Source organism: Pseudarthrobacter sp. AB1 (assembly GCF_014926485.1).
In the GTDB taxonomy this organism is placed as follows: Bacteria; Actinomycetota; Actinomycetes; order Actinomycetales; family Micrococcaceae; genus Arthrobacter.
This window is the reverse complement of sequence record NZ_PZKO01000011.1, coordinates 1-25,789: the sequence shown is the minus strand read 5'-3', so window position 1 is coordinate 25,789 and position 25,789 is coordinate 1. Positions and strand designations below refer to the sequence as shown.

The 25,789-nt window shown below is 61.0% G+C and carries 25 protein-coding genes and 1 pseudogene; 12 read left to right on the top strand and 14 right to left on the bottom strand.

Annotated elements, in window-relative coordinates; all coding sequences use genetic code 11:
* A partial coding sequence (locus DAD99_RS03685) for an IS1380 family transposase (RefSeq protein WP_193340394.1) occupies window positions 1-1,247 on the bottom strand: 1,247 nt, incomplete at its 3' end.
* A 901-nt stretch (window positions 1,248-2,148) separates the two neighbouring features.
* On the opposite strand from DAD99_RS03685, the gene DAD99_RS03680 reads away from it, so the two are divergent.
* Together DAD99_RS03680 and DAD99_RS03675 are read left to right on the top strand one after the other, a co-directional pair.
* A complete protein-coding gene (locus DAD99_RS03680; protein ID WP_193340393.1) occupies window positions 2,149-2,331 on the top strand; it encodes a hypothetical protein in 183 nt (60 codons plus the stop codon).
* A gap of 239 nt (window positions 2,332-2,570) precedes the next feature.
* The gene (locus DAD99_RS03675) at window positions 2,571-3,740 is read left to right on the top strand and encodes a protein kinase family protein (protein ID WP_193340392.1); all 1,170 of its coding nucleotides are present in this window, start codon (window positions 2,571-2,573) and stop codon (window positions 3,738-3,740) included.
* Between the two features lie 226 nt (window positions 3,741-3,966).
* On the opposite strand, the gene DAD99_RS03670 is transcribed toward DAD99_RS03675, so the two are convergent.
* The 5 genes from DAD99_RS03670 to DAD99_RS03650 all read right to left on the bottom strand — a co-directional run bounded on the left by DAD99_RS03670 (window position 3,967) and on the right by DAD99_RS03650 (window position 8,312).
* On the bottom strand, window positions 3,967-5,406 hold the full coding sequence (locus tag DAD99_RS03670; RefSeq protein WP_193340391.1) for an IS1380 family transposase: 1,440 nt from the start codon (window positions 5,404-5,406) through the stop codon (window positions 3,967-3,969).
* 167 nt (window positions 5,407-5,573) lie between these two features.
* On the bottom strand, window positions 5,574-7,157 hold the full coding sequence (locus tag DAD99_RS03665) for an SIR2 family protein (RefSeq protein ID WP_193340390.1): 1,584 nt from the start codon (window positions 7,155-7,157) through the stop codon (window positions 5,574-5,576).
* 124 nt (window positions 7,158-7,281) lie between these two features.
* Window positions 7,282-7,962 carry a helicase associated domain-containing protein gene (locus DAD99_RS03660; protein ID WP_309233193.1) on the bottom strand — a complete coding sequence of 227 codons (681 nt, stop codon included), beginning with the start codon at window positions 7,960-7,962 and terminating at the stop codon, window positions 7,282-7,284.
* 5 nt (window positions 7,963-7,967) lie between these two features.
* Window positions 7,968-8,114 carry a hypothetical protein gene (locus DAD99_RS03655; protein WP_193340396.1) on the bottom strand — a complete coding sequence of 49 codons (147 nt, stop codon included), beginning with the start codon at window positions 8,112-8,114 and terminating at the stop codon, window positions 7,968-7,970.
* Between the two features lie 9 nt (window positions 8,115-8,123).
* Window positions 8,124-8,312, bottom strand: coding sequence for a hypothetical protein (locus DAD99_RS03650; protein ID WP_193340389.1), 189 nt, complete (start codon window positions 8,310-8,312; stop codon window positions 8,124-8,126).
* Between the two features lie 1,024 nt (window positions 8,313-9,336).
* On the opposite strand from DAD99_RS03650, the gene DAD99_RS03640 reads away from it, so the two are divergent.
* A complete protein-coding gene (locus DAD99_RS03640) occupies window positions 9,337-12,102 on the top strand; it encodes an ATP-dependent RecD-like DNA helicase (protein ID WP_193340387.1) in 2,766 nt (921 codons plus the stop codon).
* A gap of 79 nt (window positions 12,103-12,181) precedes the next feature.
* On the opposite strand, the gene DAD99_RS03635 is transcribed toward DAD99_RS03640, so the two are convergent.
* Window positions 12,182-13,420, bottom strand: coding sequence for a PIN domain-containing protein (locus tag DAD99_RS03635; protein ID WP_193340386.1), 1,239 nt, complete (start codon window positions 13,418-13,420; stop codon window positions 12,182-12,184).
* Between the two features lie 461 nt (window positions 13,421-13,881).
* Between DAD99_RS03635 and DAD99_RS03630 the strand changes: the two genes are divergently transcribed.
* Window positions 13,882-14,133, top strand: a complete 252-nt coding sequence (locus DAD99_RS03630) for a helix-turn-helix domain-containing protein (protein ID WP_193340385.1) — start codon at window positions 13,882-13,884, stop codon at window positions 14,131-14,133.
* 204 nt (window positions 14,134-14,337) lie between these two features.
* Here the strand turns inward: DAD99_RS03630 and DAD99_RS03625 are convergent, their stop codons facing one another.
* The gene (locus DAD99_RS03625) at window positions 14,338-15,387 is read right to left on the bottom strand and encodes a GAF domain-containing protein (protein ID WP_227007623.1); all 1,050 of its coding nucleotides are present in this window, start codon (window positions 15,385-15,387) and stop codon (window positions 14,338-14,340) included.
* Window positions 15,375-15,710 carry a hypothetical protein gene (locus DAD99_RS21480; protein ID WP_227007622.1) on the bottom strand — a complete coding sequence of 112 codons (336 nt, stop codon included), beginning with the start codon at window positions 15,708-15,710 and terminating at the stop codon, window positions 15,375-15,377. Before DAD99_RS21480 ends, DAD99_RS03625 begins: the two co-directional genes overlap by 13 nt.
* An 89-nt stretch (window positions 15,711-15,799) precedes the next feature.
* On the opposite strand from DAD99_RS21480, the gene DAD99_RS03620 reads away from it, so the two are divergent.
* Window positions 15,800-17,590: an NAD(P)/FAD-dependent oxidoreductase gene (locus tag DAD99_RS03620; protein WP_193340384.1), complete on the top strand. Its 1,791-nt coding sequence runs from the start codon at window positions 15,800-15,802 to the stop codon at window positions 17,588-17,590.
* Between the two features lie 138 nt (window positions 17,591-17,728).
* Window positions 17,729-18,130, top strand: a complete 402-nt coding sequence (locus DAD99_RS03615) for a hypothetical protein (protein ID WP_193340383.1) — start codon at window positions 17,729-17,731, stop codon at window positions 18,128-18,130.
* A 40-nt stretch (window positions 18,131-18,170) separates the two neighbouring features.
* Here the strand turns inward: DAD99_RS03615 and DAD99_RS03610 are convergent, their stop codons facing one another.
* Window positions 18,171-18,878, bottom strand: a complete 708-nt coding sequence (locus DAD99_RS03610; protein ID WP_193340382.1) for a hypothetical protein — start codon at window positions 18,876-18,878, stop codon at window positions 18,171-18,173.
* 166 nt (window positions 18,879-19,044) lie between these two features.
* On the opposite strand from DAD99_RS03610, the gene DAD99_RS03605 reads away from it, so the two are divergent.
* Both DAD99_RS03605 and DAD99_RS22120 read left to right on the top strand, forming a co-directional pair.
* Window positions 19,045-19,515, top strand: a complete 471-nt coding sequence (locus DAD99_RS03605; protein WP_193340381.1) for a DUF6416 domain-containing protein — start codon at window positions 19,045-19,047, stop codon at window positions 19,513-19,515.
* Between the two features lie 155 nt (window positions 19,516-19,670).
* On the top strand, window positions 19,671-20,120 hold the full coding sequence (locus DAD99_RS22120) for a S8 family serine peptidase (protein WP_309233192.1): 450 nt from the start codon (window positions 19,671-19,673) through the stop codon (window positions 20,118-20,120).
* Here DAD99_RS22120 and DAD99_RS03595 read toward each other — a convergent pair.
* Window positions 20,117-20,281, bottom strand: coding sequence for a hypothetical protein (locus tag DAD99_RS03595; RefSeq protein WP_227007621.1), 165 nt, complete (start codon window positions 20,279-20,281; stop codon window positions 20,117-20,119). The genes DAD99_RS22120 and DAD99_RS03595 overlap by 4 nt on opposite strands.
* Window positions 20,282-20,677: 396 nt before the next feature.
* Here DAD99_RS03595 and DAD99_RS03590 point away from each other — a divergent pair, with 396 nt between their 5' ends.
* The gene (locus tag DAD99_RS03590) at window positions 20,678-21,526 is read left to right on the top strand and encodes a triacylglycerol lipase (RefSeq protein WP_193340379.1); all 849 of its coding nucleotides are present in this window, start codon (window positions 20,678-20,680) and stop codon (window positions 21,524-21,526) included.
* A gap of 187 nt (window positions 21,527-21,713) precedes the next feature.
* The gene (locus DAD99_RS03585) at window positions 21,714-22,370 is read left to right on the top strand and encodes a hypothetical protein (RefSeq protein ID WP_185262801.1); all 657 of its coding nucleotides are present in this window, start codon (window positions 21,714-21,716) and stop codon (window positions 22,368-22,370) included.
* 641 nt (window positions 22,371-23,011) lie between these two features.
* Here the strand turns inward: DAD99_RS03585 and DAD99_RS03580 are convergent.
* Window positions 23,012-23,635: a DUF4241 domain-containing protein gene (locus tag DAD99_RS03580; protein WP_375372172.1), complete on the bottom strand. Its 624-nt coding sequence runs from the start codon at window positions 23,633-23,635 to the stop codon at window positions 23,012-23,014.
* Complete coding sequence (locus DAD99_RS03575; RefSeq protein WP_193340377.1) at window positions 23,590-24,048, bottom strand: hypothetical protein; 459 nt, start codon at window positions 24,046-24,048, stop codon at window positions 23,590-23,592. Before DAD99_RS03575 ends, DAD99_RS03580 begins: the two co-directional genes overlap by 46 nt.
* A gap of 77 nt (window positions 24,049-24,125) precedes the next feature.
* Here DAD99_RS03575 and DAD99_RS03570 point away from each other — a divergent pair, with 77 nt between their 5' ends.
* A complete protein-coding gene (locus tag DAD99_RS03570; protein WP_193340376.1) occupies window positions 24,126-24,398 on the top strand; it encodes a hypothetical protein in 273 nt (90 codons plus the stop codon).
* Between the two features lie 41 nt (window positions 24,399-24,439).
* Window positions 24,440-25,177: a hypothetical protein gene (locus DAD99_RS03565; protein WP_193340375.1), complete on the top strand. Its 738-nt coding sequence runs from the start codon at window positions 24,440-24,442 to the stop codon at window positions 25,175-25,177.
* Here DAD99_RS03565 and DAD99_RS03560 read toward each other — a convergent pair.
* Window positions 25,148-25,789, bottom strand: a pseudogene (locus tag DAD99_RS03560) (alkaline phosphatase D family protein); the annotation flags it as partial. The gene DAD99_RS03565 and the pseudogene DAD99_RS03560 overlap by 30 nt on opposite strands.

Below are 25,789 nucleotides of genomic sequence, written 5' to 3'. Positions count from 1 at the left end.
TTGTGGCCGTCGGGCAGGGCGGTGAGCTGGAGCCAGGAGACCAGGTTCGCGGCCAGGACCGCGAGGTTCGCCCAGGCCTGGTTCGCGGCGAAATCGAAGAAGGGGAGCTTGCTCAGGCCGGTGTTNTTCAGCGTCTTGATGCGGTTCTCGGCCCGGCCGCGGGCCCGGTGCCGGGCGTCCAGGAACGGTCCGTGCCAGCGTGGGGCATTCGTCAGGAACGCTGTTACNCGGTGACCGTCGATGTCGAGCAGGGTCGGTGTCGCACCGGGGTGCAGCGGTTCGGCGCGCAGGAAGATCTTCGTCCCGGGCGGGTAGTCCTCGAGCGGGATCACCTGGGTGGCGTTGATGACCCAGGCGTCGTCGCGTTCGTTGCCGTCCTGGTCCAGGGCCGGCTGCCAGTATTTCTTGTCGTTGATCCAGTCGATCATGTGGGCCTTGCCGACCGGAACCGGGTACGAGACGGAGAACTGCACGCCGCGCGAATGCAGGTACCAGAGGAACTTCCGGGACGCGCCGGCGCTGTCGGTGCGGACCAGGATTTTCTCCCCGTCCAGTTCGTCGTCTTCACCGTAGAGTGCGTCGGGCAGGACCGCGATGGCGGCCTCGAAGATGCGGATGTGGTCCTCGGCGTTGTTCGCTGTTGCCCCGCCGTGGCGCANCAGCACCGCGAGTTCCTCCCCGGNGCCTCGGCCGGTACCGTAATCGATGCTGGCGGTGAACGGGGCGAATCCAAACCCGCCCTTGTAGTTGCCGGTGGCTNGTTCCTTCTCGGAGTGCGAGGCCACCAGTGTGGCGTCGAGGTCGATGACCAGCGGGTCCGCGGCCGTCGCCGTCACCGCCGGGCTGCGGTCACCCGCGGCTTCCCATGCCCGGGTCCGCAGTTCCTTGGACAGGGTCGAAAAACCGTAATCGAAAACGTCCGGGTTCTTCACGGTGCGTTCGAAGAACCGCGAGACTGTCGCGTTCGAGGGCACTTTCCCGAACACTCCGGGCTGGGAGCGCAGGATGTCCAGGTCGGAGGCGTACTCGCCGCCGGCGGCGAGCATCACCGCCAGCGACCCGAGCAGCCTCCCTGGCCGGTGCGAGGCCATCGCGGGGACGAACTGGCCCAGCCGGTCCTCGCACAGATCCCGGAACCCGAGGGCGTCAATGAATGANGTCAGGACCCTGGCACCGGCATGGGAGACCAGCGACTGGCCGGTGAAAGTGACCGGGACGGATGGGAAGACCTTGGTAGACTGGGGCATCGAAAAGGTGCTCCTTCAAGACACGGAAATAACGGCGTAGACACCCCTATTTTCCCTTGTCAGAGCACCTTTTCGTCTCTTAAACACACCCGTCAGCCCAAGACTGATGAAAACCCCGGGTTAGGCCTTCGCCACGTTTTCATCATCATCAGCGACCTCCCGCCGCCCCGCCTTGCGTCCGTTGGACGCGGCGACGGCCATGCCCGCCCTGGTCCGTTCGGTTAATGTGTCGCGCTCCAGTTGAGTCGATAGGGATCCTCGTCGCGCGAACTACTCCAACGGGTACCGTCACACCACCGCCGAGGATCAGGTGCGCGTCCCGACCCAGTACGCGTCAGCCCCGCTGGCGGAGTGGAGCATCTCGGCCTCGGGCGTCCTAGTGCCGCCGCCCGGTCTGGCCGAGTACATCGGGGATAAGCCCGAGTCGGCCCGGCTACTACAGCTCGAGGCACATCGGGAGGGAACGACGAGCCGCCCGAAGCCCCCTCGCGTCGGCCGCACCAAGCCCATTCACAAGGAGAGGTTCCTCCCAGCCTCTACAAAAAGGGCACCAACGGTGCCGAGATTCAGCGCATCAACGATGTCGTCGCACGCATCTTCGACAGGAATCGATAGGCCGGCGCGACGCGCACGGGTCTGTGGGCTAGGGCGGCCCAGCCCCCGCCACTGAAGCGGATGGTTACGGGTGCAACCGCCGGTGGTGAGCCATCAGAACTCTCAGAGACACAGGCAGGCGCAGAGCCGGCGGCCCGTCCTCTGTCATGGCAGACACGCTATGACGCGCACGCTACTCAGGGACCTGCGCATTCTGGAAAGCAGCCGGACACATAGGTAGCAGAGCACCAACGTCGTGCTTCTCCGCTCCGGTCCGGCAGACCGGCCTATTCAAATAGGAGATACCTTGACCCTTCTCGGAATCCTGCTAATTGCTGCAGGTATCACCTCGTTTTACTGGTTCGCCCCCTGCTTTGAGCGGTTCGGGCTGACGCCCGCCACGCCCGGTGGAAAAGCCTCATGCGTGCTCGCTGCGGTGATCGCCAGCCTGATTGTGAGTGGCATCGTCGTGCTGGTGCCTTGGGCTTAGTCACCCCCGCAAGAAGGCCCCTACCCGGTGTCCGGTCGGGTGGGGGCCGCATTTCGGAAACACAACCTGCATTGCAGGATCTAAGGGAACTTGAACGGCCCCTGCACGTGACCCCGATTGAGGGGGAAGGGGGCTAGTCAGGCACACATGATTGCTTCAACGAGTCGCGGCATTTAGGGGTCGGGCCGTGAAGCAGAATAGGACTGCAACCACTTATCAGATCGGGGACTGCAGCTTTGGTGACATCAGAATTTGTCTATCAAGACATCGAGAGCAAGTATTCAGAACGACTCTTCGATGACCGATACATGCGCCTCTATCAAGCCGAGGATGTCCATCTCCGCTCTGCCTTCGCCTATCTGCACGACAGGCTTAACGACCTATTGAGATACATGAACGAAAAAAGTGTGAGGGGCAGGCACTACAACGCCGATCAAAGCCGGGAACTAATTGATGTCACCAGAGATATCGGGCAGCTCAAGACCACCCTGCTCAGAATCGGAGTCGAAGTTAGTCTGTCGCCTTCGTATGAGAAGGTCCTGGAACGATGCCGAACATTCCTGACTAGCAGCGGTGGAAGCGCGATTCCGGGAGATTTCGAAGAGATTCCTATAGAGGACTATGAACCGATCTTCTCAGTCCCGACCTCCACAGTCCGCATAGAAAAGTCCGGCAGGGACTACACCTTAAAATCGGTCGGTTCCGGGTCCTACGCACAGGTGTACAAGTACAAAGACGATGAGTACCGCATGCACGTTGCAGTGAAGAAGGCGCGCCGCACGCTGGATGAGACAGAAATGAAGAGGTTCAGGGCCGAGTTCGACGTACTGGCCGATCTCAGTTCTCCCTATGTGCTGTCAGTTTTCCGATACAACGAAGCCGACAAAAGCTACGCGATGGAGTATTGCGACCACACGCTCGGTAGCTTCATCTCAGAAAATAACGGCAAGTCGAGCTTCGACTTTTTTAAGCGGAAGCGAATTGCGCAGCAATTCCTCTATGGCATCAGCTACCTAGCGGTTAAGGGAGTTCTCCATCGAGATCTGAGTTTCACTAACGTGTTGGTGAAGACTTACGATGCCGGTGTGGTTCAGGTAAAGCTCTCCGACTTCGGATTGCACAAAACCCAAAGTTCCCTGTTGACTCGAACGGGCACTGAAATGAAGGGAACGATCCTCGATCCCACACTCGACGACTTCAAGAACTACTCTCTGGCAAATGAGATCTATGCCGTCGGGCACGTGGTTTCGTTCATCTTCACGGGGCGGACAGGGCCTCATGTTCGAGGTGAGAATCTTGGCGCAATCGTGCGGCGCTGCACAGACCTGAATGTGGATCATCGCTACAAGCAACTGCAGGAAATAATCAACGATGTGACCAACCTGCGTGCCGAGAACTATCTGAAGTGATAGACGTATGCCCAACTTGGCTCGAGTCTCTTTGTTCGTTCTGATGACGACTAGCCCGAATTTTTCATGATGGTCGGGTTGGGTGTCGGATTCCTGGTTTGATTCTGGTCCGGGTTGAATTTTGTCGTTTGGGCGCGTTGGCTGGGCCTGTTGTCGCTGGTTGGGCGTTGGGTTCCACGTCTCCGATGGGTGGTTCTGGTCGTTGTTGGGCTGGCTCTGGTGGTTCTCAGGCCAGGAGCAGGACCCGTTGTCGGGGGCTGGTTTTTAGCGCGGCAATGGCTGCCAGGAGCGTGGTGATCGTGCCGGATTCCGGCGCCTTGTCAGGGATCAGCAGCCGGGTCCGCCGAGCCCGGGTGATGAGTTTCCCGGCGGTTGCGAAGAGCCGGTAGCGCCACCGTTTCACGTCCCATCCCCGGGCTGTGTGGCCGGTTGGAAGCGCGGCCAGTTGCAGCCAGGACACCAGGTTCATGGCCAATGCTGCGATGTTTGCCCAGGCCTGATTGGCATGGAAATCGAAGAACGGCAGCTTCCCCAGCCCGGTGTTCTTCAGGGTTTTGATCCGGTTCTCACACCGTCCGCGGGCCCGGTGCCGGGCATCAAGGGTGGGTCCGTGCCAGCACGGTGAGTTCGTCAAGAATGCCGTGACGCGATGCCCGTCCACATCCAATAGGGTCGCCTGCGCTCCGGGGTGCAGGGGCTCAGCCCGCAGGTAGAGGTTTGTCTCTGCCGGGTAGTCCGTGAGCCCGAGGACGTCGGTGGCGTTAACGACCCACGCGTCGGCGCGTTCGGTGCCGTCCTGGTCGAGCGCGGGCTGCCAATACTGCTTATCGTTGATCCACGCGACCATGCGGGTCTTCATCACCGGGACCGGGTAGGAGACGCTGAACTGCACCCCTAACGAGGTGAGGTAGTGCAGGAACTTCCGGGAAGCCCCGGCACTGTCGGTGCGCACGAGGATTTTCTCACCCATGAGCTTTCCCCGCTGGTCGTAGAAGTCGTCGGGGAGCTGGGCGATGGCCTGGGTGAAGACCTTGATGTGGTCATCCGCGCTGTTGGCCCCGGCATTGCCCGGACGCAGGAGTGCGGCCAGGACCTCCCCGGTCCCGTTGCCCTTCCCGTAGTCGACGCTGGCGATGAAGGGCGCGAACCCATACCCACCCTTGTACGTTCCGACGGCTTTTTCCTTGTCGCTGTGGGAGGTGACGAGTGTGGCGTCCAAGTCCATGATCAGCGGGTCCAGCGCGGTGGCCGTCAACGCCGGGTTCCGGTCCCCGGCAGCTTCCCACGCCCGGGAACGTAACTCCCGCGTCAACGTCGCGAAGCCGTAGCTGAAGAGGTCCGGGTTGGTCACGGTCCGCTCAAAGAACCGCGAGATCGTCGCGTTCGAGGCAACCTTTCCAAAGACCCCGGCGCCGGTCCGCAGGATGTCGAGGTCAGAGACGTGTTCCCCGCCGCCGGCGAGCATGACCGCCAACGAGCCCAGGATCGTGCCGGGCCGATGCCAGGCGCCGGAGGGGACGAACTGGCCCAACCGGTCCTCGCACAAGCCCCGGAATCCGAGTGCGTCAACAAAGGACGTCACCACGTTCAGTCCGGCGTGGGAGACCAGCGACTGCTCCGTCGTGGCAACAGGAAGGGACGGAAAAACTCCGGTAATCTTGGACATCAGAAAGGTGCTTCTTTCAGCCGGTAGAAAAGTGCGTCAACAACACTATTTTCCCAGCTCAGAAGCACCTTTCGTCGCTTTAACACACCCGAGGAACGCCACCTTCATGAAACCACCGGGCTAGCTTGTAGCCCTCCGGGATGTTTCCCATGGTGGCTTCCGGTGGCTCACGATCCGTTGGGGCGGCGGCCGGGGCCGTGGCGAAGGACATCGTACAAACAAACTGCCTTGGCCCAGATAGTGGTGGGCTTTCCGTTTGCATCCGTTTCGACGTGATCAAGAAGGAATTGGCGAAGCTCTTCGAGATCGATCTTTTCGGGAGAAACAGCGGCCAGAATCGCCAAAGTGAGGTGAGGGTCTTCAAGGAGGGCGAGATCTGCGAAGGACGCATAGCCCTCTGCCAGGAGCCTGTTCTTCTTTGAGATGAGGTCAACTGATGTCAGAGTGCTGTGGCTGGTTTTAGCCCTTTGTTCCACTCGTTCATGCAGGCCAGCGCTGGTTAGAAGATTACCGTTGTCGTCTAACCTGTCCGCGTTTTCAAGGTAATAGTAGATAGGAGCGTTGGTACCGCCCATGAGGTGATTTTGAAGCACCTGGGTGGACACCGTCTCCATGGCCTCCGTGTTTCCGAGGAGGTCCCGATTTAGGACCTCGTTGAGAAGATGCATTCTGCTCCACCCGACGAGACCGTTCAGTGCCAGCTTTTGCCTTATTCCGACTCCAATGACAATTTCAATTTTCGAAGGATCAACGTCTTCCGCAATATCTCTGACGAACAGGGAGCCTTTCGACTTACTGGTGGATACCAGGTCGTAGACCTGCTCCTTGACCTGCCGCAGCACCTTGGGTGGCAACCGTCGCTTTAGCCGGCTAAGTGCTGTAAAGACGCCGGTGAAGTCCGAGACCAGTATTGAAATGATCGGGATTTGAAGGCCGTCGAAGGCCAGCAGGGTGCGGCTGAGTGTTGGTGCAACAGCCTGTGGGGTCCACTGAACGAAGATGAGCCGGTCCTGTAGTTTGTGGAGATTTTCGGTGGTCAGGACCTTTGCGATGTTCTGGATAATTTCCTGGATGTTCTTGTCCGAAAGCGAGTACCCCAAAAAGATCACAGGATGTTCGACGAAGATGGTCAGCAGCTTGGCTGCGAGGTATTCGTTACGATCCTTGAAATGTTTGTAGTCCTCGTGCGTTAGCACAAGCGTCTCCGGCTTCGACGCGCTGCCATGGATCATGTAGATCTCACCGACGCCCTGAGGATGGCTGAAGAGGAGCTCATCCTGACCCGCGTAAACGGTGAAATCATCGAAAATTTCGTCGAGCAAGGGGTCGTAGTTAGTGGTTATGACGCCTTCGACAACGGTGGACTTCATAAGCTCCATCTCTTCGAAGAGAGCGCCGTCCTTCGGAATTCTTTCCATGGCTGCCTGCATTCTGCGGGCTACTTCGATTTTCAGGGGCGAGTGCCTGTTTACAGGTTCGGGAAACAGTGCCCTGCTTTCAGCAAATGCATCAGCCTCCCACCATTGATCTCGGAAGCTCTCGGCAATGGCAGAGGCTACTACCGGAAGGTCACCCCCAGAGTCAGCTCGGTACCGTTCGTAAGGCTTGCCGGTGTAGGTCGCAAAATGGCGGAGAAGTGCCTCCCAGTCCTCCGTGCCCAGATAGCGTCTAGACATGCCGCTGCCTACGAAAAGAAAGGGTGCAGTATCGAAGCGAGAAAGGTGTGCGTGAAGTTCATCATCCAGCGGCATGACACGATCTTCCCAGAGAAATCGGGATACCGTGCTGTCCCCGACCCTATGGGGCCCGGTTGCCAGTGTCCGCTCCCGAGCCGGCGGTTCAATACTTGGAACTGCGGTGCAGTGCAGCTTGGGGTTAGGACCATCCTCTTCGGATGTTTGGGGATCCAGGTGGGCGGCCGCGGGTCCTGCCGTCGGGCCAGCCGGGTAGGAGCGTGTTCAGTTGTGTTTCTTTGTCCTGGTCCAGTTCGTTGCGGCGGCATTTCATGCGTTGGATGTGCAGCCACATGCCCAGGAGCCGTTCTTTTTCCGTGTCCGTTCTCTTGTGGCGTGGCCAGTCTTTCCCGGCGGCCATGTAGCCGGTGAGCTCTTGCAGGCGTTGGTGCCAACGGGCTTCGTCTTTGGACGTGCGGGTACGCAGTTCCCAGCCGGGGATTTCCTGCAGGCCGTCGCTGTAGGTGGCGGAGAGGGTGCCGTGGTCATGGTCCTGGCGTCGTCGGAGGAGCCAGGTGGCCAGGGCCCGTTCCCGCGCGGAGGGGGACTTGGACGAGGGGAGCCGGCCTTCGGCTTTATACAGGGCGATGGTGTCGTTGAGGTTTTGTAGCCCCTCCGCGGTGACCCGCGTGGACGGTGTGGGGCGGGCAGCGTTGCGGTGGTCGTCCCTGAGCGAGGGTTCCGTGGCCGCGGCGATGGCCAGGTGGTAGCGGACGGTGCTTTGAGCCGCGCCTGCTGTGGCAGCGATTTGGGTGGTGGTGAGTCCTTGCCGGTACATCTGGACCCACTCAGGGTGCGGTGCCGTCCGCTTCTGCTCGGGCACGCCGGTCAGCTGTCCGTGCGGATGGTGATCAGCTTCGTGCCCTCGGGAATGGCGGCCTCGAGGGCGGCCTTGGCGGCTTCGTAGCTGTCACCGTGTGCGGTGATGTGGTCGATGCTGCCGTCGGCCATATTGTATTGTTCCGGTGATTTCACCTGATCAGCCTAGCTGGCTCTTCGGGTCCCCGGCGGCTTCGCGGCGAAGCCCTCCAAAGCCTGGTGCAGTCGCGGGACGTGGGGGAGGGAGTCCACCGGCCGCGCCCCGTCCAGGACGGTCGAGGGGGTGATCATCCAGACGGTGAAGTAGTTGTGCGGGACCTTCAGTTCCATCGCGTGCCGGAACAGCGACACCACGGCGGGGTGGAGCTGTCCGGGAAGGAACTGGAATCCAGGGCAGCGCTGGACATCATGATGACTCGTCTAGCAAAGATCGACAGCACCCGGTTGGATTCTGCGGTCGGGCCGTGATCGTTCCCATGTTTGGGGTGCCTTGACGGGACCGGGCACTCGCACGCATTGGGATACATGAACAAGAAGCCCACAGGCGCCGAGCTGCAGGAAGACTCGGAAGGCCCGAAAGGCAGGCCCGTTCCTCTCACATAGCTACCTAGCGAGGTCCGCTGCCGCGGGATACCGAGGTTGTCTATCTGCCTTGCTTGGTGCGTTAGAGCACCGCGTTGGTTCGGGACTCGGTAGTCCCGCTACCCAACGGTTACCCAACGAATACTCAGAAATACTTGGCAAGAAATCGAACACCAAAGAAGGGTGTCTCAGGCGTTCTTCCCTGCAAATGAAAGGCAAATGGCATATGTCGGAAGTTGAGGAGAAGTCTGGCCATCTAATCGTGAGGTCGTGAGATCGAGCCTCCCCACCGCTACAGTTTTCGTGTTCGGGGCCATCTGAAGATTTCTCGTCACTGAGGGACGCGTAGACGTTATGACTGTTAGCTTGGGCTATTGCAACGAACTTCTGATATGCGGCCTGCTTCTGGTTCCGAAGCCACGCTTATGTTTAGTGATTTTACCTAAATTGGATCCCCATAAACTGCCAAGCAGCGCAAAGACAAAGGTAGCCACGGGCACAATCAGCAACCACCACCAGTGGCCCTGCTTGACGAATTCATCCATGCCCTCAACGTACACAGAGACTGCTTGAAGAGTTCTAGGAGGTCGCGGGGCGTTGCGTCGGTGTTTAGACCGCCGGGTGCTTAGAGCCGAGTACAGTTCGAGCTAGACGGCCTGCCAGTTGGCGGACAGGTGGATTTTGTTGCCAATTGCGAATGAGGTTGACCCTGGCCACCTCACGAACAATCGAGACTAAGATCGATGGCAATGACCGATACACAGGTCAATGGCACGTCTGGGGGAGTGGCTGAGCAATGGCGACGGTAGAGCAACAGGTTCGATCAGTAAGTGACGCGATCGACCGCAACATCTTGATGATCACTACAGACCGTGGTTTCCTTTCCCAGAATGTGATGCAGTACCTGCGTGATCTTGTCGAGGGATTGATTGTCTGGACACATCTGCGCGATTCATCCGTTCCGTTCAATTACCAGACTCAGTTTGACTCAGCGCGGGATGCGGCCAAGGCCAACGCGAGATTCAGCATTCTGACTCGGTTTCACTCGCTGCTCCAAATCAGTGCTTCGCACTACACGCTGGAAGGTGATCCTTCAGAACGTCTGATGCTCAAGTACTACGGGTATCTGCTGCAGACTCGCAAAGTCGCCCAAGAGCAGCTGGGAATCGCTATCCTCCAGAACCTTGAGCAGTTCCCCATCGATCAAGACCCGTCACTGCGAGAGTACTATGAGGGGATCGCAGCACGAGTTGAAGCGACAAAGTCGTCCCTGTCGTCCAACAGGCGAGAGCGCTACTACATTCACAGCTCGCGGCCATTCTTTGTCGGGGGCAGGATCTACTACGAAGTCACCTTTACTTTGGCGCACAACCGGACGAGCAAATTTGATCGGGCCATCGGGTTCACCGACATTGATATGACAGACAAGTATGCGGCGAGCCTTGACCTATTGGCCGACGACATCAATGTACTCGGGCAGACGATGCCGATCCTCATCATTCGCGATTGGTCTGTCTCGATCCGTCCCTGCGAGTTTGATAATTTTGCACGGTTTTTTAACCAGTCGATCCGCGTTCAATCAAGCCATGCCGAGTACCGCAACTTGATGCAGTACCTCACGACAACTAGGGGCAATCTCCTCGACTTGGTGGACATGCCGGATGATGCGTACAACGGGATCAGGACGTGGACAGCAAGAAATACGCAGGGCCCGCTACGAATCTTCCCCGCCTTGGACAGCGCTCGGCAGTTGATCCATGCTGATCGGCCAGGTTCTCGTCTCCTGCGGTATCTCTTGCTGGGAATGAATAATCAAGTCATAAAAGACCAGTTCTATTCGGAGCAGAACAGATGGCTTTCGAACCTGCGCGTGACGAGCACCAGTAGTCCCTTCGACACAATGCCGTTCTGCACCTCCCCGGCCCGGCATAATACTCATTTCGCCGACGTTGCGGAGAGCATTGACGCCTCGAATCGGAAGCACGAGCTCTTGGCCCGACGGGTGCGGAACAATGTGGAGCAACACGGCAAGATTTACACGCCGGCAACGGAACTCGAAGACCTCGGCGACGTCGATAGTCTCATCCTGCGCCATAACCAACTGTTGCCGAAGACGGTGCGCCATGCCCCGCGAACACTGGTTCACGCTAATGGACACGTGTTTATCAAAGGTTACGAGGACGACACGGTCTCGATCATCAACAAGCTGCAGGACGTCGCGTCCGAAGGTGTCCTCGATCACGTGACGGATGCGGAAGCGTGGCTTGACGAGAACGCGCAACTGCCGGATTCTGACCCGCAAAAGGTAGATGACCCTTTGAAAGCCGACGCCCTGAGGTCGCTGTTCGAACATTCGAAGGTGGCTCTCGTCTATGGCGCTGCTGGTACCGGCAAGTCGACGATGGTCAACTACATCGCTAACTACTTCACGGACCAGCGCAAGCTCTTCCTTGCCCATACCAACCCGGCAGTAGACAACCTCAAACGACGGGTCAATGCTTCGAACTCGTCCTTCAGCACCATCACGAAGCATGCGAAGGGCGGCTGGTCCGGGGGCTTCCATTACGGCGTGCTCGTCATCGACGAGTGCAGCACCGTGAGCAACGCAGATCTCCTGAAGGTGCTTGAGGGGACTTCATTCGATCTCCTCGTACTCGTTGGTGACGTCTACCAGATCGAATCAATTGAGTTCGGAAACTGGTTCAGTACTATTCGCTCGTATCTGCCGGAAGAATCAGTGTTTGAGCTGAAGCATCCGTACCGCACTACGGACGAGAACCTTCTCATGCTCTGGGACAGAGTGCGGAAGCTCGAAGACAGCATTGAAGAGTCGCTTGCGAAAAACGGGTATTCAAAGGTGCTTGGGGAGACGCTCTTCCATCACCACGGCGATGACGAAATCGTCCTATGCCTGAACTATGACGGTCTCTACGGGATCAACAACATAAATCGGTTCCTACAAACGAGCAACGTAAACCCCTCGGTGGTCTGGAGTGAAGCCGTCTACAAGGTTGCCGATCCGGTTCTGTTCAATGAGTCCGACCGCTTCAGTGGAGTCATCTTCAACAATATGAAGGGCAAGATCGTCAAGATTGATCGCGTACCAGGCCGCATCACGTTCGATGTCGATATCCATCATGAGGTGTCTGGTGACGACGTCCGATGGACTGAGCTTCGCCTCGTTGGGGACTCAATTGTGCAATTCGATGTCTTCGAGCGAGGAAACACAGATGACGATGATGACACGGCGAATACAATCGTGCCCTTCCAGATCGCTTATGCCGTATCTATACACAAGGCCCAGGGCCTTGAGTACGACTCGGTGAAAGTCGTGATCACTGACGCAAACGAGGAGAACATCTCCCATAGCATCTTCTACACCGCGATCACCCGAGCGCGTCAGCAACTTGAAGTGTTTTGGACACCAGAGACGCAGAAGCGGATTCTGGACCGGCTTGAAGTGCGCGAGAACATCAAGGATGAAAGTCTGCTCCGCGTACGGCGGGGCGTACTGCCTGTCGCCAAGCGTCCGAAACTTCAGAAGGCCCGTCGGGTGCCGTAGGGGTAACGCGTTCGACTACGGCCGAACCCTGGGAGGCGTTCATATGGCCCGAGCGTAGCCGGTGTTCCAAGTAGTCGAGTTAGGAGTCAAGCCCAAGCTTGATCGACATGAGCTCGGTGATTTCGGGAATGCCGCTTCCCTCGATCCGGAGCCCTAGCTGGGCGATGAAGTCTGATCCGAAAGTCACTTCGGCCATGTGGTGATTGTGGTCACTGTTGCTGACATAGATCTCTGAGCTGGCGTCTGCCAGAGCTAGATCGGCCTTGAACATATAACCCTCGAACTCAATCTGCCCTTCGATTGTTGCTGTACCGACGACAGTAGGTCCATTGAAGTTCTCATCAAGCTGCCACGTGACTGTGTCAGGGTCTCCTTCGATGTAGGAGACTGTTGCGTTCTGGATCTCGCGGGGGTATGTGTTCCCGATTACCTCAAGACCTGAGCTGTACTCGTAGTTACGGTCCCCGACTTCCTGATACATGACATCCGTGTCGAGGAAATCGATACAAGCCTTTGCCACCAACGTGTCTAGCCTCGCATTGCGGGACCCTACGTGCTTCCTCTGAGTTGGCTCCGGTTCTTCTTCTGCAATTTCATCCTGCGATGTCCCGTAGTCTTCCGGTTTCGATCTGTTGGCGTCACTCCGGTCGTTCAAGAAATCGCTCAGAGTGCCAAGGGTTGGAAGAATCTTGAACTGGCATCCTTCTGGCAGATCCTCGGCAAGGTCGCCGTGCAGTTTGTCCTTTTCCTTCTCACTGGTGGAGAAGTCTTTGTAATTGTTACTCACCAACCAGATTTCAGCGTTCGGCCGTGACAGAGACAGATCAACGATGGTTCTCCAGATGAGGTAATCTCCTGCACCCTCACCGCCGGACTTGAACGGTCTCTTCCGGCTAATCGCTGCTGCGGCCAGATGGTCCGGATCGACACTGGGAACTGGGAGGATGCTGCCACCCACTTCGCTCACGGCTTCCTCGAGGCTGCCCCTCACATACTCCGCGCCCATGTGGATATCTACTAAGCCGTCGAGCTTCGGGAAATCGATAGGATCAAAGGTGGCTTTCGATCTCTCAAGTTCCTGCAAAGTTTTTTGGAACTGCTTGATCTTCTGCTTTGTCTGACTCTGGATGTCAGAGCTTCTCTGTCGGGTCAGTTCCTTCAAGACCACCTCAGGGAAGTACAACTCAACTCTGTCGGCCCTCTGATGTTCGCGAAGCTGTTCCCAGATTTGCCCTTCAAAGGCGATTGCACCGTGAACGGCGTTGGAATCAATTACGGCGAGAAGGGGCTGGGCCCTCAATGGAAGCGTTTCCGTCATGATCTCATTCTGCTTCATCAACCCAGGCGCGCATCTCTCGGAGGGTCTGGGTTGGCGTAGCTGAACGACTGCTTGTACAGCGGCATCGCCCAGTACAGCTCCCGCGCGGCTACCGGAAGGCTCACCGATTCCTTCAAGGACTAACTCTGGTCAGGCGCTTCCGTGGTTCCGCTGGCCTTCTGCCACACTGCCATCTGGCTATCTCCACGGTGCGTGAATCGGTACTGAGTACCCTTGCCGTTCTTGTCGATGCCGCCCTTTGGGAGATCCTGCCAAACGCACCGCCGCATTTGGGCCCCACCTGCCCCGAGAACCCAGTGCTTCCGAGGAGGGCGATGATCACACCAAGGAGGGCCGGCCACGGCCACATCGCGGCGCGCCGTCGTCTTGGCGCCCGGCGTCGAGATCGGGGACCGCCGGCTCCTCCTTTGAATTGGCCAGGCCGCAGATAGGATGAACCCGTGACGGATGAACCGAAGAAGCACCGCTTCCTGACGACCACGCAGGCAGCCGAAGAGTTGAACGTGAGCCCCAACCAAATCCGGGCTCTGCTGAAGACCGGAGAGCTGCGCGCCATCCAGGTCGGCGGCCGGGGCCTGTGGCGCATAGGGGTCAACGACCTCGAGGACTACATCGCTGAAGCCTACCGGCACACCGGTGAGCGCATCGCTGCAGGGGAGCTTGTGGATGATGTGGAGCCCGACGCTGAGTAGCCGTGATTGTTGATTCCGGGCGCGCCTAATATGGCCATCACGAGGGAACGGGGCGTCAAGCGTCCCCTGCGTAGTAGACATGATGGTCGGCGCCGCCGCGTGGGTTGTCGTCCTGACCCTCACGGTTGCAAGCTCAACCACCGGGATTTCGAGAAGCTCACCACCGGGTTTTAGGCAGGATCTTTCATCTCGGTCTCGACAGGGTCAACCCCCGGCGGAAGCCCGGAACGCCAGATACCGCGCATCCCCGCGTCCCACCAGCCGTCCCAGCGCCTCCACTGCCTCAAAATCCGCGGCACCCATATCCGTGGACAGCCAGCGGGCAAGCAGCCCGGCATCGCCACTGGACCGCACAGCCGATCCGAGGGCCAGGTCGAGCTGATCCCGGAGCAGCTGAACGGCCAGGGCGCCCGAGCGGCTGAGCAGGGGAGCCCGGTACGACTCCAGCGCGTCCGCCACCTGTCCCTCGCGAAGCAGCCGCAGCACGCGCCCCGAATCCGAAGATCCAGCCAGGCCCGCAACCAACCGGTAAGGGTTCGACTCCACAGCCTCGCCCAGCATGGAACGGACCCGGAACATCTCGGTACGGATGGCGGCCGTGGTGCCCGCATCACCATAGAGCTCGTAGGCCAGCTCCTCGGCGGACCAGCCCTGGGAGCGTGAATCCAGCAGAGAGAGGATCTCCGCCCGGCGCAGCGTCAGCGGCACCCGGCTGCCGTCCCGGAACACCGCGGCAGGCTTGTCCCCAAGAAGTTCCAGTGACTCAACGGCCGCCACCGGCCGGCGGGCGGCCCGCCGGGACGCGCGAACGGGAACTGACGCACCCAAGGCCGCACCGCCGTCGGGCGTTCCCAACAGCGACTCCGCCACCCGGACCGCGCATCGCACCATGCGCAGCGTGTCCGCGCTGATGGTGTCCAGCGGTCCGGAGACGTCGAGCACGCCCAGCAGCCGGCCCGTGGCCGGGTCCGTGATGGGCGCCGCGGTGCATGCCCACTCGTGGTGGGTGCGGACCAGGTGCTCGGCGGAGAAGAGCTGTACCGGCCGGCCGGTGACCAGCGCCTCGCTGATGGCGTTGGTGCCGATGCCGGCCTCGGACCAGTCGGCCCCTTCGGAGAACTCCAGCCGGTCCGCCCGCCGCAGCACCTCGGGGCTGCCCACCCGCCAGAGGATCTCGCCGCGGGCGTCGGTGAGCACCAGGAGGTGCCGGCCTGAGCTTGAATCGTCGGCCAGCAGGTCGTTCAGCGCCGGCATGACCTGCTGCAGCCGGTGCTCCGGCGCAGCTCCAGGACATCGGACACGTCGTGCAGGTGCCGCGGGCTGTGCTGGTCCGGGCTGATGCCCAGGGCCATGGAGCGGCGCCACGAATCCGCCAGGTCGTTCGGGATCTCCGGGCGCGGGACGCCGGAGATGACCAGTTCGTGGGCGCGGCGCAGGGCGCGCGAGTACTTCGCCGGGTCCGAAAACCTCAGGCCGTAGTCCAAAACAGTGTCCTCCTCACCGGCGGCGTCCTTGCCGGCAGTGCCCGTGTAACGCGGTTGAAACCCCCACTGCGTTGCAATGGTGATGCAGCTCACGCCCGTCCCAGCATATCGCAGGGGATTCCGGCGGGACGGGGCCGCCGGGACCACCAGACACACGGACCATACGACACAAGGGAGTGGACATGACCGAAACACCCACCGCAGCCGCGCAGGCCTGGCTGACGGAACTGGATACCACCCTGCAGCGGCGCGACGTGGACGCCGCGCTGGAGCTTTTTGAGGACGACAGCTACTGGCGCGACTTCGTGGCGTTCACCTGGAACCTCAAGACGCTGGAAGGCAAGGCGGACATCGGGCAGATGCTCGAGGCCACGCTGGACCACGTGCAGCCTTCTGATTGGGTGCTCTCCGAGGACGCCACCGGCGCCGACGGCAGCGTGGAAGCCTGGATCACGTTCGAAACCGCCGCCGCCCGCGGCTACGGCCACCTCCGGCTGCGGAACGGCAAATGCTGGACGCTACTCACCACCATGCAGGAGCTGAAAGGCTTCGAGGAGAAGAAGGGCACCCGCCGCGAGAAGAGCGTGGCGCACGAGATCATCAAGGGCCGCCGCTCCTGGCTGGAACAGAAGGAGGAGCGCGAGGCGCGGCTCGGCTACGAGGAGCAGCCCTACACGGTCATCATCGGCGGCGGGCAGGGCGGTATTGGCCTCGCGGCCCGGCTGCGGCGCCTGGGCGTTCCCACCCTGGTCATCGAGAAGAATGAGAAGCCGGGCGACTCCTGGCGGAACCGCTACAAGTCCCTGCACCTGCACGACCCCGTCTGGTACGACCACATGCCCTACCTGAAGTTCCCCGACGACTGGCCCGTCTTCGCCGCCAAGGACAAGATCGGCGACTGGCTGGAGCACTACACCCTGATCATGGAGCTGAACTACTGGGGCGGCACCGAGTGCGTGGGCGCCGAGTACGACGACGGCACCCAGGAATGGGTGGTTAACGTCGTTCGTGATGGGGTGCCTGTGACCCTGCGCCCCAAGCAACTGGTGTTCGCCCTGGGCGTCTCGGGCTATCCGAACATTCCCGCGTTCGACGGCGCGGGGTCCTTCCTGGGGGAGCAGCGACATTCCTCGCAGCACCCGGGTGGTGGGGACTGGACCGGGAAGAAGGCCGTGGTGATCGGCTCCAACAACTCCGCGCACGATATCTGCGCGGACCTGTGGGAGCACGGCGCCGACGTCACCATGGTGCAGCGGTCCTCCACGCACATCGCCCGGAGCGAGTCGCTGATGGACCTGGCCCTGGGGGACCTGTACTCCGAGAAGGCTTTGGCGGCCGGGGTGACCACGGAGAAGGCTGACCTGCTGTTCGCATCGCTCCCGCTGCGGATCCTGCCCGAGGCGCAGGTGCCTGTGTACCAGGCGATGGCCAAGCGGGATGCCGAGTTCTACTCCCAGCTGGAGGCCGCCGGGTTCGATCTGGACTTCGGCGTGGACGGATCCGGGCTGTTCGTGAAGTACCTGCGGCGCGGCTCCGGCTACTACATCGACGTCGGCGCCTCCCAGCTGATCATCGACGGCCGGGTGCAGCTTCGCTCGGGGGAGGTCTCCAAGATCACCGGCAACGCCGTGGTGCTTGGCGACGGGACCGAGTTGGAGGCCGACCTGATTGTGTACGCCACCGGCTACGGCTCCATGAACGGCTGGCTGGCGGACCTGGTCTCTCCCGAAGTGGCGGACCGGGTGGGCAAGTGCTGGGGCTATGGCTCGGACACCCCGAAGGACCCGTGCCCCTGGGAAGGGGAGCTCCGCAACATGTGGAAGCCCACCAACGTGCCCAACCTCTGGATCCACGGCGGCAACCTGCACCAGAGCAGGCACTACTCCTCGTACCTGGCCCTGCAGCTCAAGGCCCGGATGGAAGGGCTGGAAACGCCGGTGTACGAACTGCAGCCGACGCATCACACGCGCTGAGCCTTTTTCGACTGGAACGCCTACGACGACGGCGCCCACCCGGGTGCGTGCCGCCGTCGTCAGCGGGGAAGCATTGCCGAGTTCCCACGGGCAGCGGTACGCTCTTCGTCCCGGCCGTGCCCCCTGGAAGGATCAATCATGAAAGTCCTGGCCTCAGTCTCGCTGGCGCAGCTGATCCTCCAGGTCATCGGGGCGCGCAAGGCCATCCGGGAGCGGATCCCTTACGACGTTGCCTTCGGACGGGGAAAGCCAGAGAGCGTGGCGCGCGATATGTGGACCATGGGCAGCGGGCTGGCAGCGCCGTGGCATACGCTGGCCGTCCATGCGGCAGGGACCGCTTTGCTGATTGCCAGGCCGCGGCCGTGGGTTAGGCGGGCGGTCGGGTGGCTGGGCGCCCTCTACATCTTTGGCATCCTGTGGGAGCGGATCACGCGGGAGTCGTTCCGTCACCCGGACCGGGAGACCACCCCGTTGATAGCTTCAGGACTGGCACTGTCTGTTGCCATGGCTGTGCTCGGTCTGGGACGTAAGCGTCGCTAGCCGGTTGTCGGGCTTCGGCTTTCGCGCCACCTTGGAGTTTTCAGAAGTGCTGTGCGCAAACGTCAGTACCCTGCTGCATAACCGTTCCCTCTCCGAATGCGGGGTCGTCCTCGCTTCCGGTCCAGATGGCACCGCCCCCAGGGCAGGGCCTCACCTCGAACGCCAGGCCATCACGCTCGGCCCGCAGGTGGCTCCCGTCATCCTTGACCACTTCCCAGCCCGCCTCCGGCAGCGCCGCACGATAGTGCTGCAACACATCGACGTCTCCTGAGAGCACAAACCAGCGGGCACAGCCGCCCACACCACTGATGCCGCCGATGCTGAAATAGCCGATGTGCTCGATGGAATCGAACGCCCGCTGGGACTCACGATCTGCAGTGGCCATGGGCTCATCCGTGCCCTCGATCACGCATTGCGGTGTGGAACCAAATTGCCTCTCGGTCTTCTGCCCCAGCGCCGAGGGGGTGACAGCGAGCATCCCGAGCAGCACGAGGACCGGGATGGCCACGGCCGTCAGCCGCATCCACAGTTGTGGCGAGAGGACCAGACCAAACACCCCAGCCACCGCGACCACGCCGAGTGCCATCCCGGAGGGACCGGCCGTCAACCCCCAGATGAGTCCCTCAAACGCGGTATCAGTGATACCGCCGTATATTCTCATGAATTCGTAGTGGACCAGCACCGCCAGCACCGCCAGTCCTGCCTCAATGACGAGCAGCACCGCAATAGAGACAACTCGGCCGGTCATGGGCATGGCTCATTGTAGGGTCCGTCTGACCTGCTGTACATGGGCCGACGCTCGCGAGAGCTCTTGCCCTTTTCGCAAGATATGTTGCAACCCCTCTTGACGCACTGGGCTTCTTGACGCCACACTTGAATCACCAACCTATCTTGTAACCCATCTTGGAGTTCAAATGTTCATTCCGATCACCGTCCACGTCCCCGAACACCGCGTTGAGGAGTTCTACATCCGATTTGGAGAGTTCATCGCCGACGTCCCTGATCCGGATGCGCCCACCCGGCTGCCGTCGGGGACCGTCCCCGCCTGGGTCGAGACCGACGAAGCTCCCGCTATCGCCGCGACCCTATGGAATAAGATCTCGCCGCAGGGACAAGAAGTTCTCAATCACTTGATCCGGGCGACCGGTGACGAAACCATGCATTTCCTTCCAGGGGAGATCGCCAAGGCGATCTCGCACCCGAAAGGCGCGTCGGGCGTGGCAGGCACTCTCGGTGGTGTGGGGAAGGCCATCCGTCGCGCGGGGCTTCCGATGTACACCACCCCCAAGGGCAAGCCGTGGCACTACATCTGGGGTTGGGACGGTGAACGCTACTCCATGACCCCCGAGGTCGCTCGGCTCTTGCGCACGGCCGCAGGCAACTGACAGCAAAGATCCTTCCGACGAGGACTTGGCGGGAGCGCGATTTAATCAAACCGCAAATAGTTGGGCGTGAGTGTGAATCGATGAGCGAAGTTTGATGCGGAAGGGGAAAGCGTGATCGCAGTTCTGAACGGAGCCGTCGGTACGGCCAAACGCGGGTGCGTCAGATTGCCGTCACTCCCGTTCCGGCCAGCGATCAGGCCGCCCGCGCAGGCTACAGAGTCTCGGGAATCGGGCGTCCCGGGAAGAGGGTAGGCAAAGCGGACCGGCGCGGGGATCTCCTTGAACAGTTCCTTCCGGTCCGCGGGAGGATTCGTGGCCAGCACCATCCCGAGGCAGCCCACCAGGAACTTGCTCTTGCGAGTCAGTACAATCGCTCTCAGGGGTACGACGTCGGCAGCGGAACCTCGATGGCTTCACAGATCGTCGCTGCAGTTGCCGCTCTCGCCTGGAGCTCCCCTGCCGGCACCGGCAACACATCGGTCCGTGAAACAGTCGAATCGACCGCCGACAAAATTCCTGACACTGGCACCCACTGGGCACACGGCCGCGTGAACGCGTGCGATTGCCGTAGCTTGTGTCCGGTAGTTTCCGGTCCTCGAGTCTAGGACTGCATTACGGACAGGTGCCCGGCTCGTGCCGCGATGAGGCACTTGGCCAGGTAGAAGGGCCGGTTCGCGTGCCTGACGTACTGCGTCAGCACGAGGACCGGGTCCGCGGCCCTCAGGTCCAGCAGCTTGGCTGACGCCGGACCCGCCATCAGAACCATAGATTTCGCGGCGAATATTGAGCCGGCCCAACTCAGTAGGGTGGGAGGATTCCCTCAAAGACGTAGTTGCGCTGCACATCGCCGGTAAGGACCACGGCGTTGCGCACATTCGCGTTAACCCAGCCTATGAACGTTTGTGCAGATGCTTCTGGCGATCCTCTGGGCCCAAACACCCGAGTAGAAGCTACTGTCGAGTAACTACGCGGCGATCGAGCGTTTTACCCTTTGGGAGAGCGCCCGGGCTGGCAGCTTTCTTCGCGCACATCTGTGCAGCCAACCCCATATGGACTCCCGGGCTGCATACATTTGAGTACCCCGGCCCAAGCCCTGGTTGACACGAAGAACAAACATCCACGGCCGGCCCCACCCCGCTGACACACAAACAATGAGGTTTCTATGTCACTGCTTACCAAAACCCTGTCCGTCGCCGCGGCGGCCGTCCTTGCCGGCTCCCTGGCCGTGGTTCCCGCCCAGGCGGACGTTGTTGAGATTTCCCCGCCCGGAGCCAACGACTGGTCCTGCAAACCAACCGCCGAGCATCCGTATCCGGTCATCTTGGTCCCAGGAACCTTCGAGAGCATGGTGAAGAACTGGTCCACCCTGTCGCCGTACCTCAAGAGCGCCGGGTACTGCGTTTTCGCCCTGAACTACGGCGAGACGAACGGCGTGCACGCCACCGCGCCGGTGGCCGAGTCCGCGCAGGAACTCGCCCCGTTCGTGGACGCGGTACGTGCTGCCACCGGCGCCAAGAAAGTGAATCTGGTGGGCCACAGCCAGGGCGGCATGATGCCCCGCTACTACATGGGCTTTCTCGGCGGAGCCAAGCACGTCCACCAGCTCATTGGCATCGCACCCTCCAACCATGGCACGGAAGGTGTAATCGTCCCGCCGCCGGGCTTTATCCCGCCTCCGGACTACACCGGCCTGGGCTGTGCGGCCTGCGCCGACCAGCAGGCCGGATCGGCATTCATGCAGCAGCTCAACTCCATCGGCGACACCGTTGCGGGACCGTCCTACACCGTCATCTCCACGGTCTACGACGAGGTGGTCATTCCCTACAACAGCCAGTTCCTCAACGGCCCGGCACGGCAGGTCACCAACATCACCATCCAGGACAAGTGCCCGGCCGATCTCTTCGAACACGACCAGACGCCGAACGACCCCGTGGTGCACCAGATCGTGGCCCACGCACTGGGTAAGACTTCCGGCCCCGCTGATCCGGCCTACCAGCCCCGCTGCATTTAGCAGGGATCAGGCAGGCCGCCCCTCGGCCTGCTCTCAGTCGTCGTTATCCAGAACGACGACGGCGGATTCGTCGCCTCGCAGTGGGCCCCGGGGCGTGGCTGCTCCAAGGAATGGGCTGGATGAATCCCCCTATGGACTGCCCCGTTCCAGGAGGCTTAATCTGGGAGAGGCGGACTAAGGAGACGTCATGAAGCGCTTGCTTATTGGACTATGCACGGCGGCAATGGTGGCCCTGACTGCACCACCAGCCGGAGCCGCTCCCAACAGTTACCACACGATTTCGTCATCGCATGGCTCTGCAGCGGTGGTCGAGACCGTCGGCTGCGAGCGGACCGAAATTTTCGTCTCCTCAATGGTGGCCATGTTCGCTGCCCAGCCCGGTCCCGTCAACAAGCAGGGCCTGACCAGCGTGTTCGTGCGCATCACCGACGTCTGTGCTGCCCCCGGCCGCGGCGTGGTGCTGTTCCAGGCCGACGGCCAGAACCTGGCACCCTTGGAGGTTCGTCCGAGACTGACCGCCGCATCCATCACCACCGAACTGGCCGGCACCGATGGCGACGGCAACCCCGTCACTATCAGCCTCTCGGCGTCGTGGACCGGCACCGGCCCGCTCGAGCATGACACCCTCAGCTCACACGAGAACATCCCAGGTGTGGGCAACGTCAACTCGACCGACAACAATTTGAGGCGTGTTGCCACGGCAACTGTGTCGGTCACAGTCAACGGACTGACGGTGGCGGGCACGGACAGCGAAGCAGTCCTTGAACAGGTGAAGGCACGCTGCATCGAGATTGCCCGCCCGGGTGTGGAGGGGTTCTTCCCGTGCTTTGGGTTCCCGGGGTAGCGGATGCCGGAGGCACGGCGGCAAGCCCTGGTCCCTGGGAGTTGCCGCCGCTGACCGCGACGGCGACGACCAGGATTTCGTTGAACAGATCGCGGAAGACTGGCGTGCTCCAGGGTTGAGCGTGAGAGGACTTCCAGCGGCCCGTTGGGTGTTTGGTCAAGAATATGGAAGCCCATGGATTGCCCCGGTTCGAACTCGACCACCTCCATCGTGCCCTCGATGGGGCCGCCAATCCGTGTGTGCCGGCGCTGATAGCGTGTGCCGATGCCCACAGGTCCGTCCGTGAGCTGTTGAAGCTCCATACGGGGATCCCACCGTGGATGGTTGTGCAAGTGGTTCACTGATAAACCGCGAGGACAAGAACCCGGAAAAACCAGGAGGCTACGTCGGTCCCGACAACACGAGATAGTGCCCGGCCACGGCTGACTGAAGCCCAGCGGCGGGACGGCCAGCAGATGCTGTCCGCCCCGCCGTCGTCGTACGGTATCCCTTGTGGCAGGCTACCCCTTTGGCTGCAGTCCGGGCACCGCGGTTGTCGTTGTAGAACTTCAGGTGCGGGTTCCAGGCCTGGACCGGGTCCGTGGTGGAGCCAGAGCCGTTGCCTGTGGAGGTGTTGGACGTGCAGACCAGTTCCGAGCTGGTCAGATGTGTCGGTACCCGAGGTACTCGGTGACCTCGAGGACGGAGCCGGGCGGAGGAAGCGCGTCCGGGTTCCACGTCTTGCTGGAGATGCCTCCCGTGATGAAGGTGCCGAGATAGTCTGCGTCCAGAAGGAGCGCGCCGTCCGGTGCCAGCACTCGGAGGCCGGTGATGTCCTCACCCCTGCTGCTGACGGGGCCGGGTTGGAACGGCACGCGGCTGGTGCGAAGGATTTTCTCTGCGAGCACCCGGAAATCGACAACAAGTGAGGTGAGACTGCCGTCCGCGGCCAAACCCCAGTAGCACGGGTAGGTCCCGTCGCCGTACCCGCTCGAGACCATGACCGCATCCACCACCTCGCCGGTAAGGCCGAACATTGTGCCCGGTGTCTCCATGAGCCGTTCCACGTGCTCTTGAAACACCGCCTCGATGCGCTGGGCCTGACACTCCACCAGCGACCCGACGTCGAGGAGGGCGACGTTTCCGGCATCGACCCCTACGCCGTGCGTGCCGTCGGTGAACTCGGCGGGGTGCCAGCTGACCGCTGGCGCCTCGGAGAGCAGCAGCCGTAGTGCGTCCGTCACGTCTGCCGCGGCGGCGACTTCGACGGCATACGTCCCCGGCAATATCCGTCGCGCCAAGGGGACGAAGTGTGCGTCAACCGAACCCAAGTCCAAGACCGTGAGCCCCCCCGGAGGCGCAGGTGAGCTTGCAGGTCGGGCAGAATGGCTTCGGGTGTTGCACTCTGCATCAGTGCCTCGGCCCGGGCCGGATCGATCAACGGTGTGCCGGGCGGGTCCAGAAAGGTCGAGAGTTGGGAGATCCGCCAGCCGTCATCGCCTCGCAGCAGATGGTACTCGTAGTAGTAGGTGGTGTTCCCGGCCGTTTGGATGACCGAGCGGACCGTCGCCGTGTCCTCGTCGACCTCGACGTCGGTGATCTGCTCGGCGGACGGGTCGTGCGCGGGACTGGAAGACAGAGTACCTTCCTGGCCGGTGCGGGCTCCCGGTGCGAAATGGGTCGCGACCAGGTCCGCCAACTCGGCCGCCCAGGCTTCGAAGACCCTGTGTGCCGGCAAGGTAGCGCTGGCACATCGGCATGAGAATACCTCGCAGGGTGAAGCGGCGAACGGGATCCCTGCGCTTCACGTCCCTGGCCTGGAAAATCTCGGCGATGATGGTCAGGACCACGGCGAGTATGCCAGGAAGCGCGACCGCCGCCGGCACGCCGTCGAAAATCCCTGTAAAAACGGCAGTCACGGTATTAGGCCGTCCGCCCACAGCTACATTCCCGGAACGCGCATGCGGCGTGTTCGTCGAGGGGGTTCAGGTTCAAGACGAACTGCACTATCTTTTCTCCTATGGCCATGGGCAAGCAACGGTGCTCTGACCCCCTGCAGGAATTTCTACTCAGAAGGAGTGGGAAAGGTCATGAATCAACGAACCAAAATATTCTTTGCTCTCATCGTCGTGCTGCTGATTGCCGGCGGGGCGGCACTTCTTTTCTCCGAAAACACCAAAAGGAGTAGGGCCGGGGAGTACAGTCCACAGATCAACCCTGCCGATTTCACCACCAAAATCACCAATAAAAACTTTGCCCTCCCCGTCGGCAAAAAGATGACCTACGAGACCACCGAGCAGGGAAGCGTCACCGCGAGGATTGAAATCGAGATCCTGCAGGAGACCAAGACCATAGAGGGCGTTGAGACAGTCGTCTACCTGGATAAGGAATATAAGAACGGGCAGCTCGTAGAGGAAACCCGGGATTACTTGGCACAACACAAAAACGGTGACGTGTGGTATTTCGGCGAGGACGTAAACAACTACTGGAATGGGATGTTGCTGGACCACGCCGGCAGCTTTCTCCACGGAAAAGATGGGGCAAAAGCCGGCATCTGGATGAAGGCAGAGCTGCGCGTTGGCGATTCCTATAGGCAGGAATTTTACGTTGGTCATGCAGAAGATATGCGGGACACCGTCGCTACCGGCGAGACCGTGTCCACGAAAACCCGCACCTACACCGACTGCGTCAAGGTTTACGACTGGACGCCGCTCGAAAAGAATTCCCGGGAGCATAAATATCACTGCCCCGAGGTCGGTGCGCTGGTCCTTACCGAGGACCTGCAGACAGGAAGCCGGTCAGAACTCGTGAATGTTGTCCAGCCCTAGCCTTCCAACAGCACATCCTGCCGTCATGCCGCACGACGGAACGTCCGGCCGTTGTGCGCCCGGCCGGACGTTCCGCTGGAACCAGTTGTCGAGCCTACCCCGCGCCACCAGCCCCGGCACCCCGTCCTGGATCGCGAAGGTGGCCTTGGTGGAAACCGGTGCGCCCGGCGTCGTGACGCGATCGAGCACCCGGAAGTCCGCTGTGAGGGCGTCTTTGGTGATCTTCGTGTTTACGTAGCCGCGGTTGTCGTTGTAGAACTTCAGGTGCGGGTTCCAGGCCTGAACCGGGTCGACTGTGGAGCCTGAGCCGTTGCGCCGGCGAGCTGGTCGTCGCGGTACTGCCGGGTGTCCATCATGTGGAAGTTGGCGAGCTGGCCCCATTGGATGGTGCGGTAGATCTTCATATCGAATCCGGCCGGCACGGAGGATGCCCGCAGCGGCATGTTCTCGTAGTAGGCCTGGAATGCGGCGGTTCGGCGCTGCCGGAACCGCTCGGTGGTGTCGTTGAGCTGGTTGGCGTCCTTGTTCTCCGGAACCTCGTCGGCCCAGTTGTTGTCCACCTCGTGGTCATCCCAGACCACCAGCCATGGTGCGATGGCGTGCGCGGCCTGC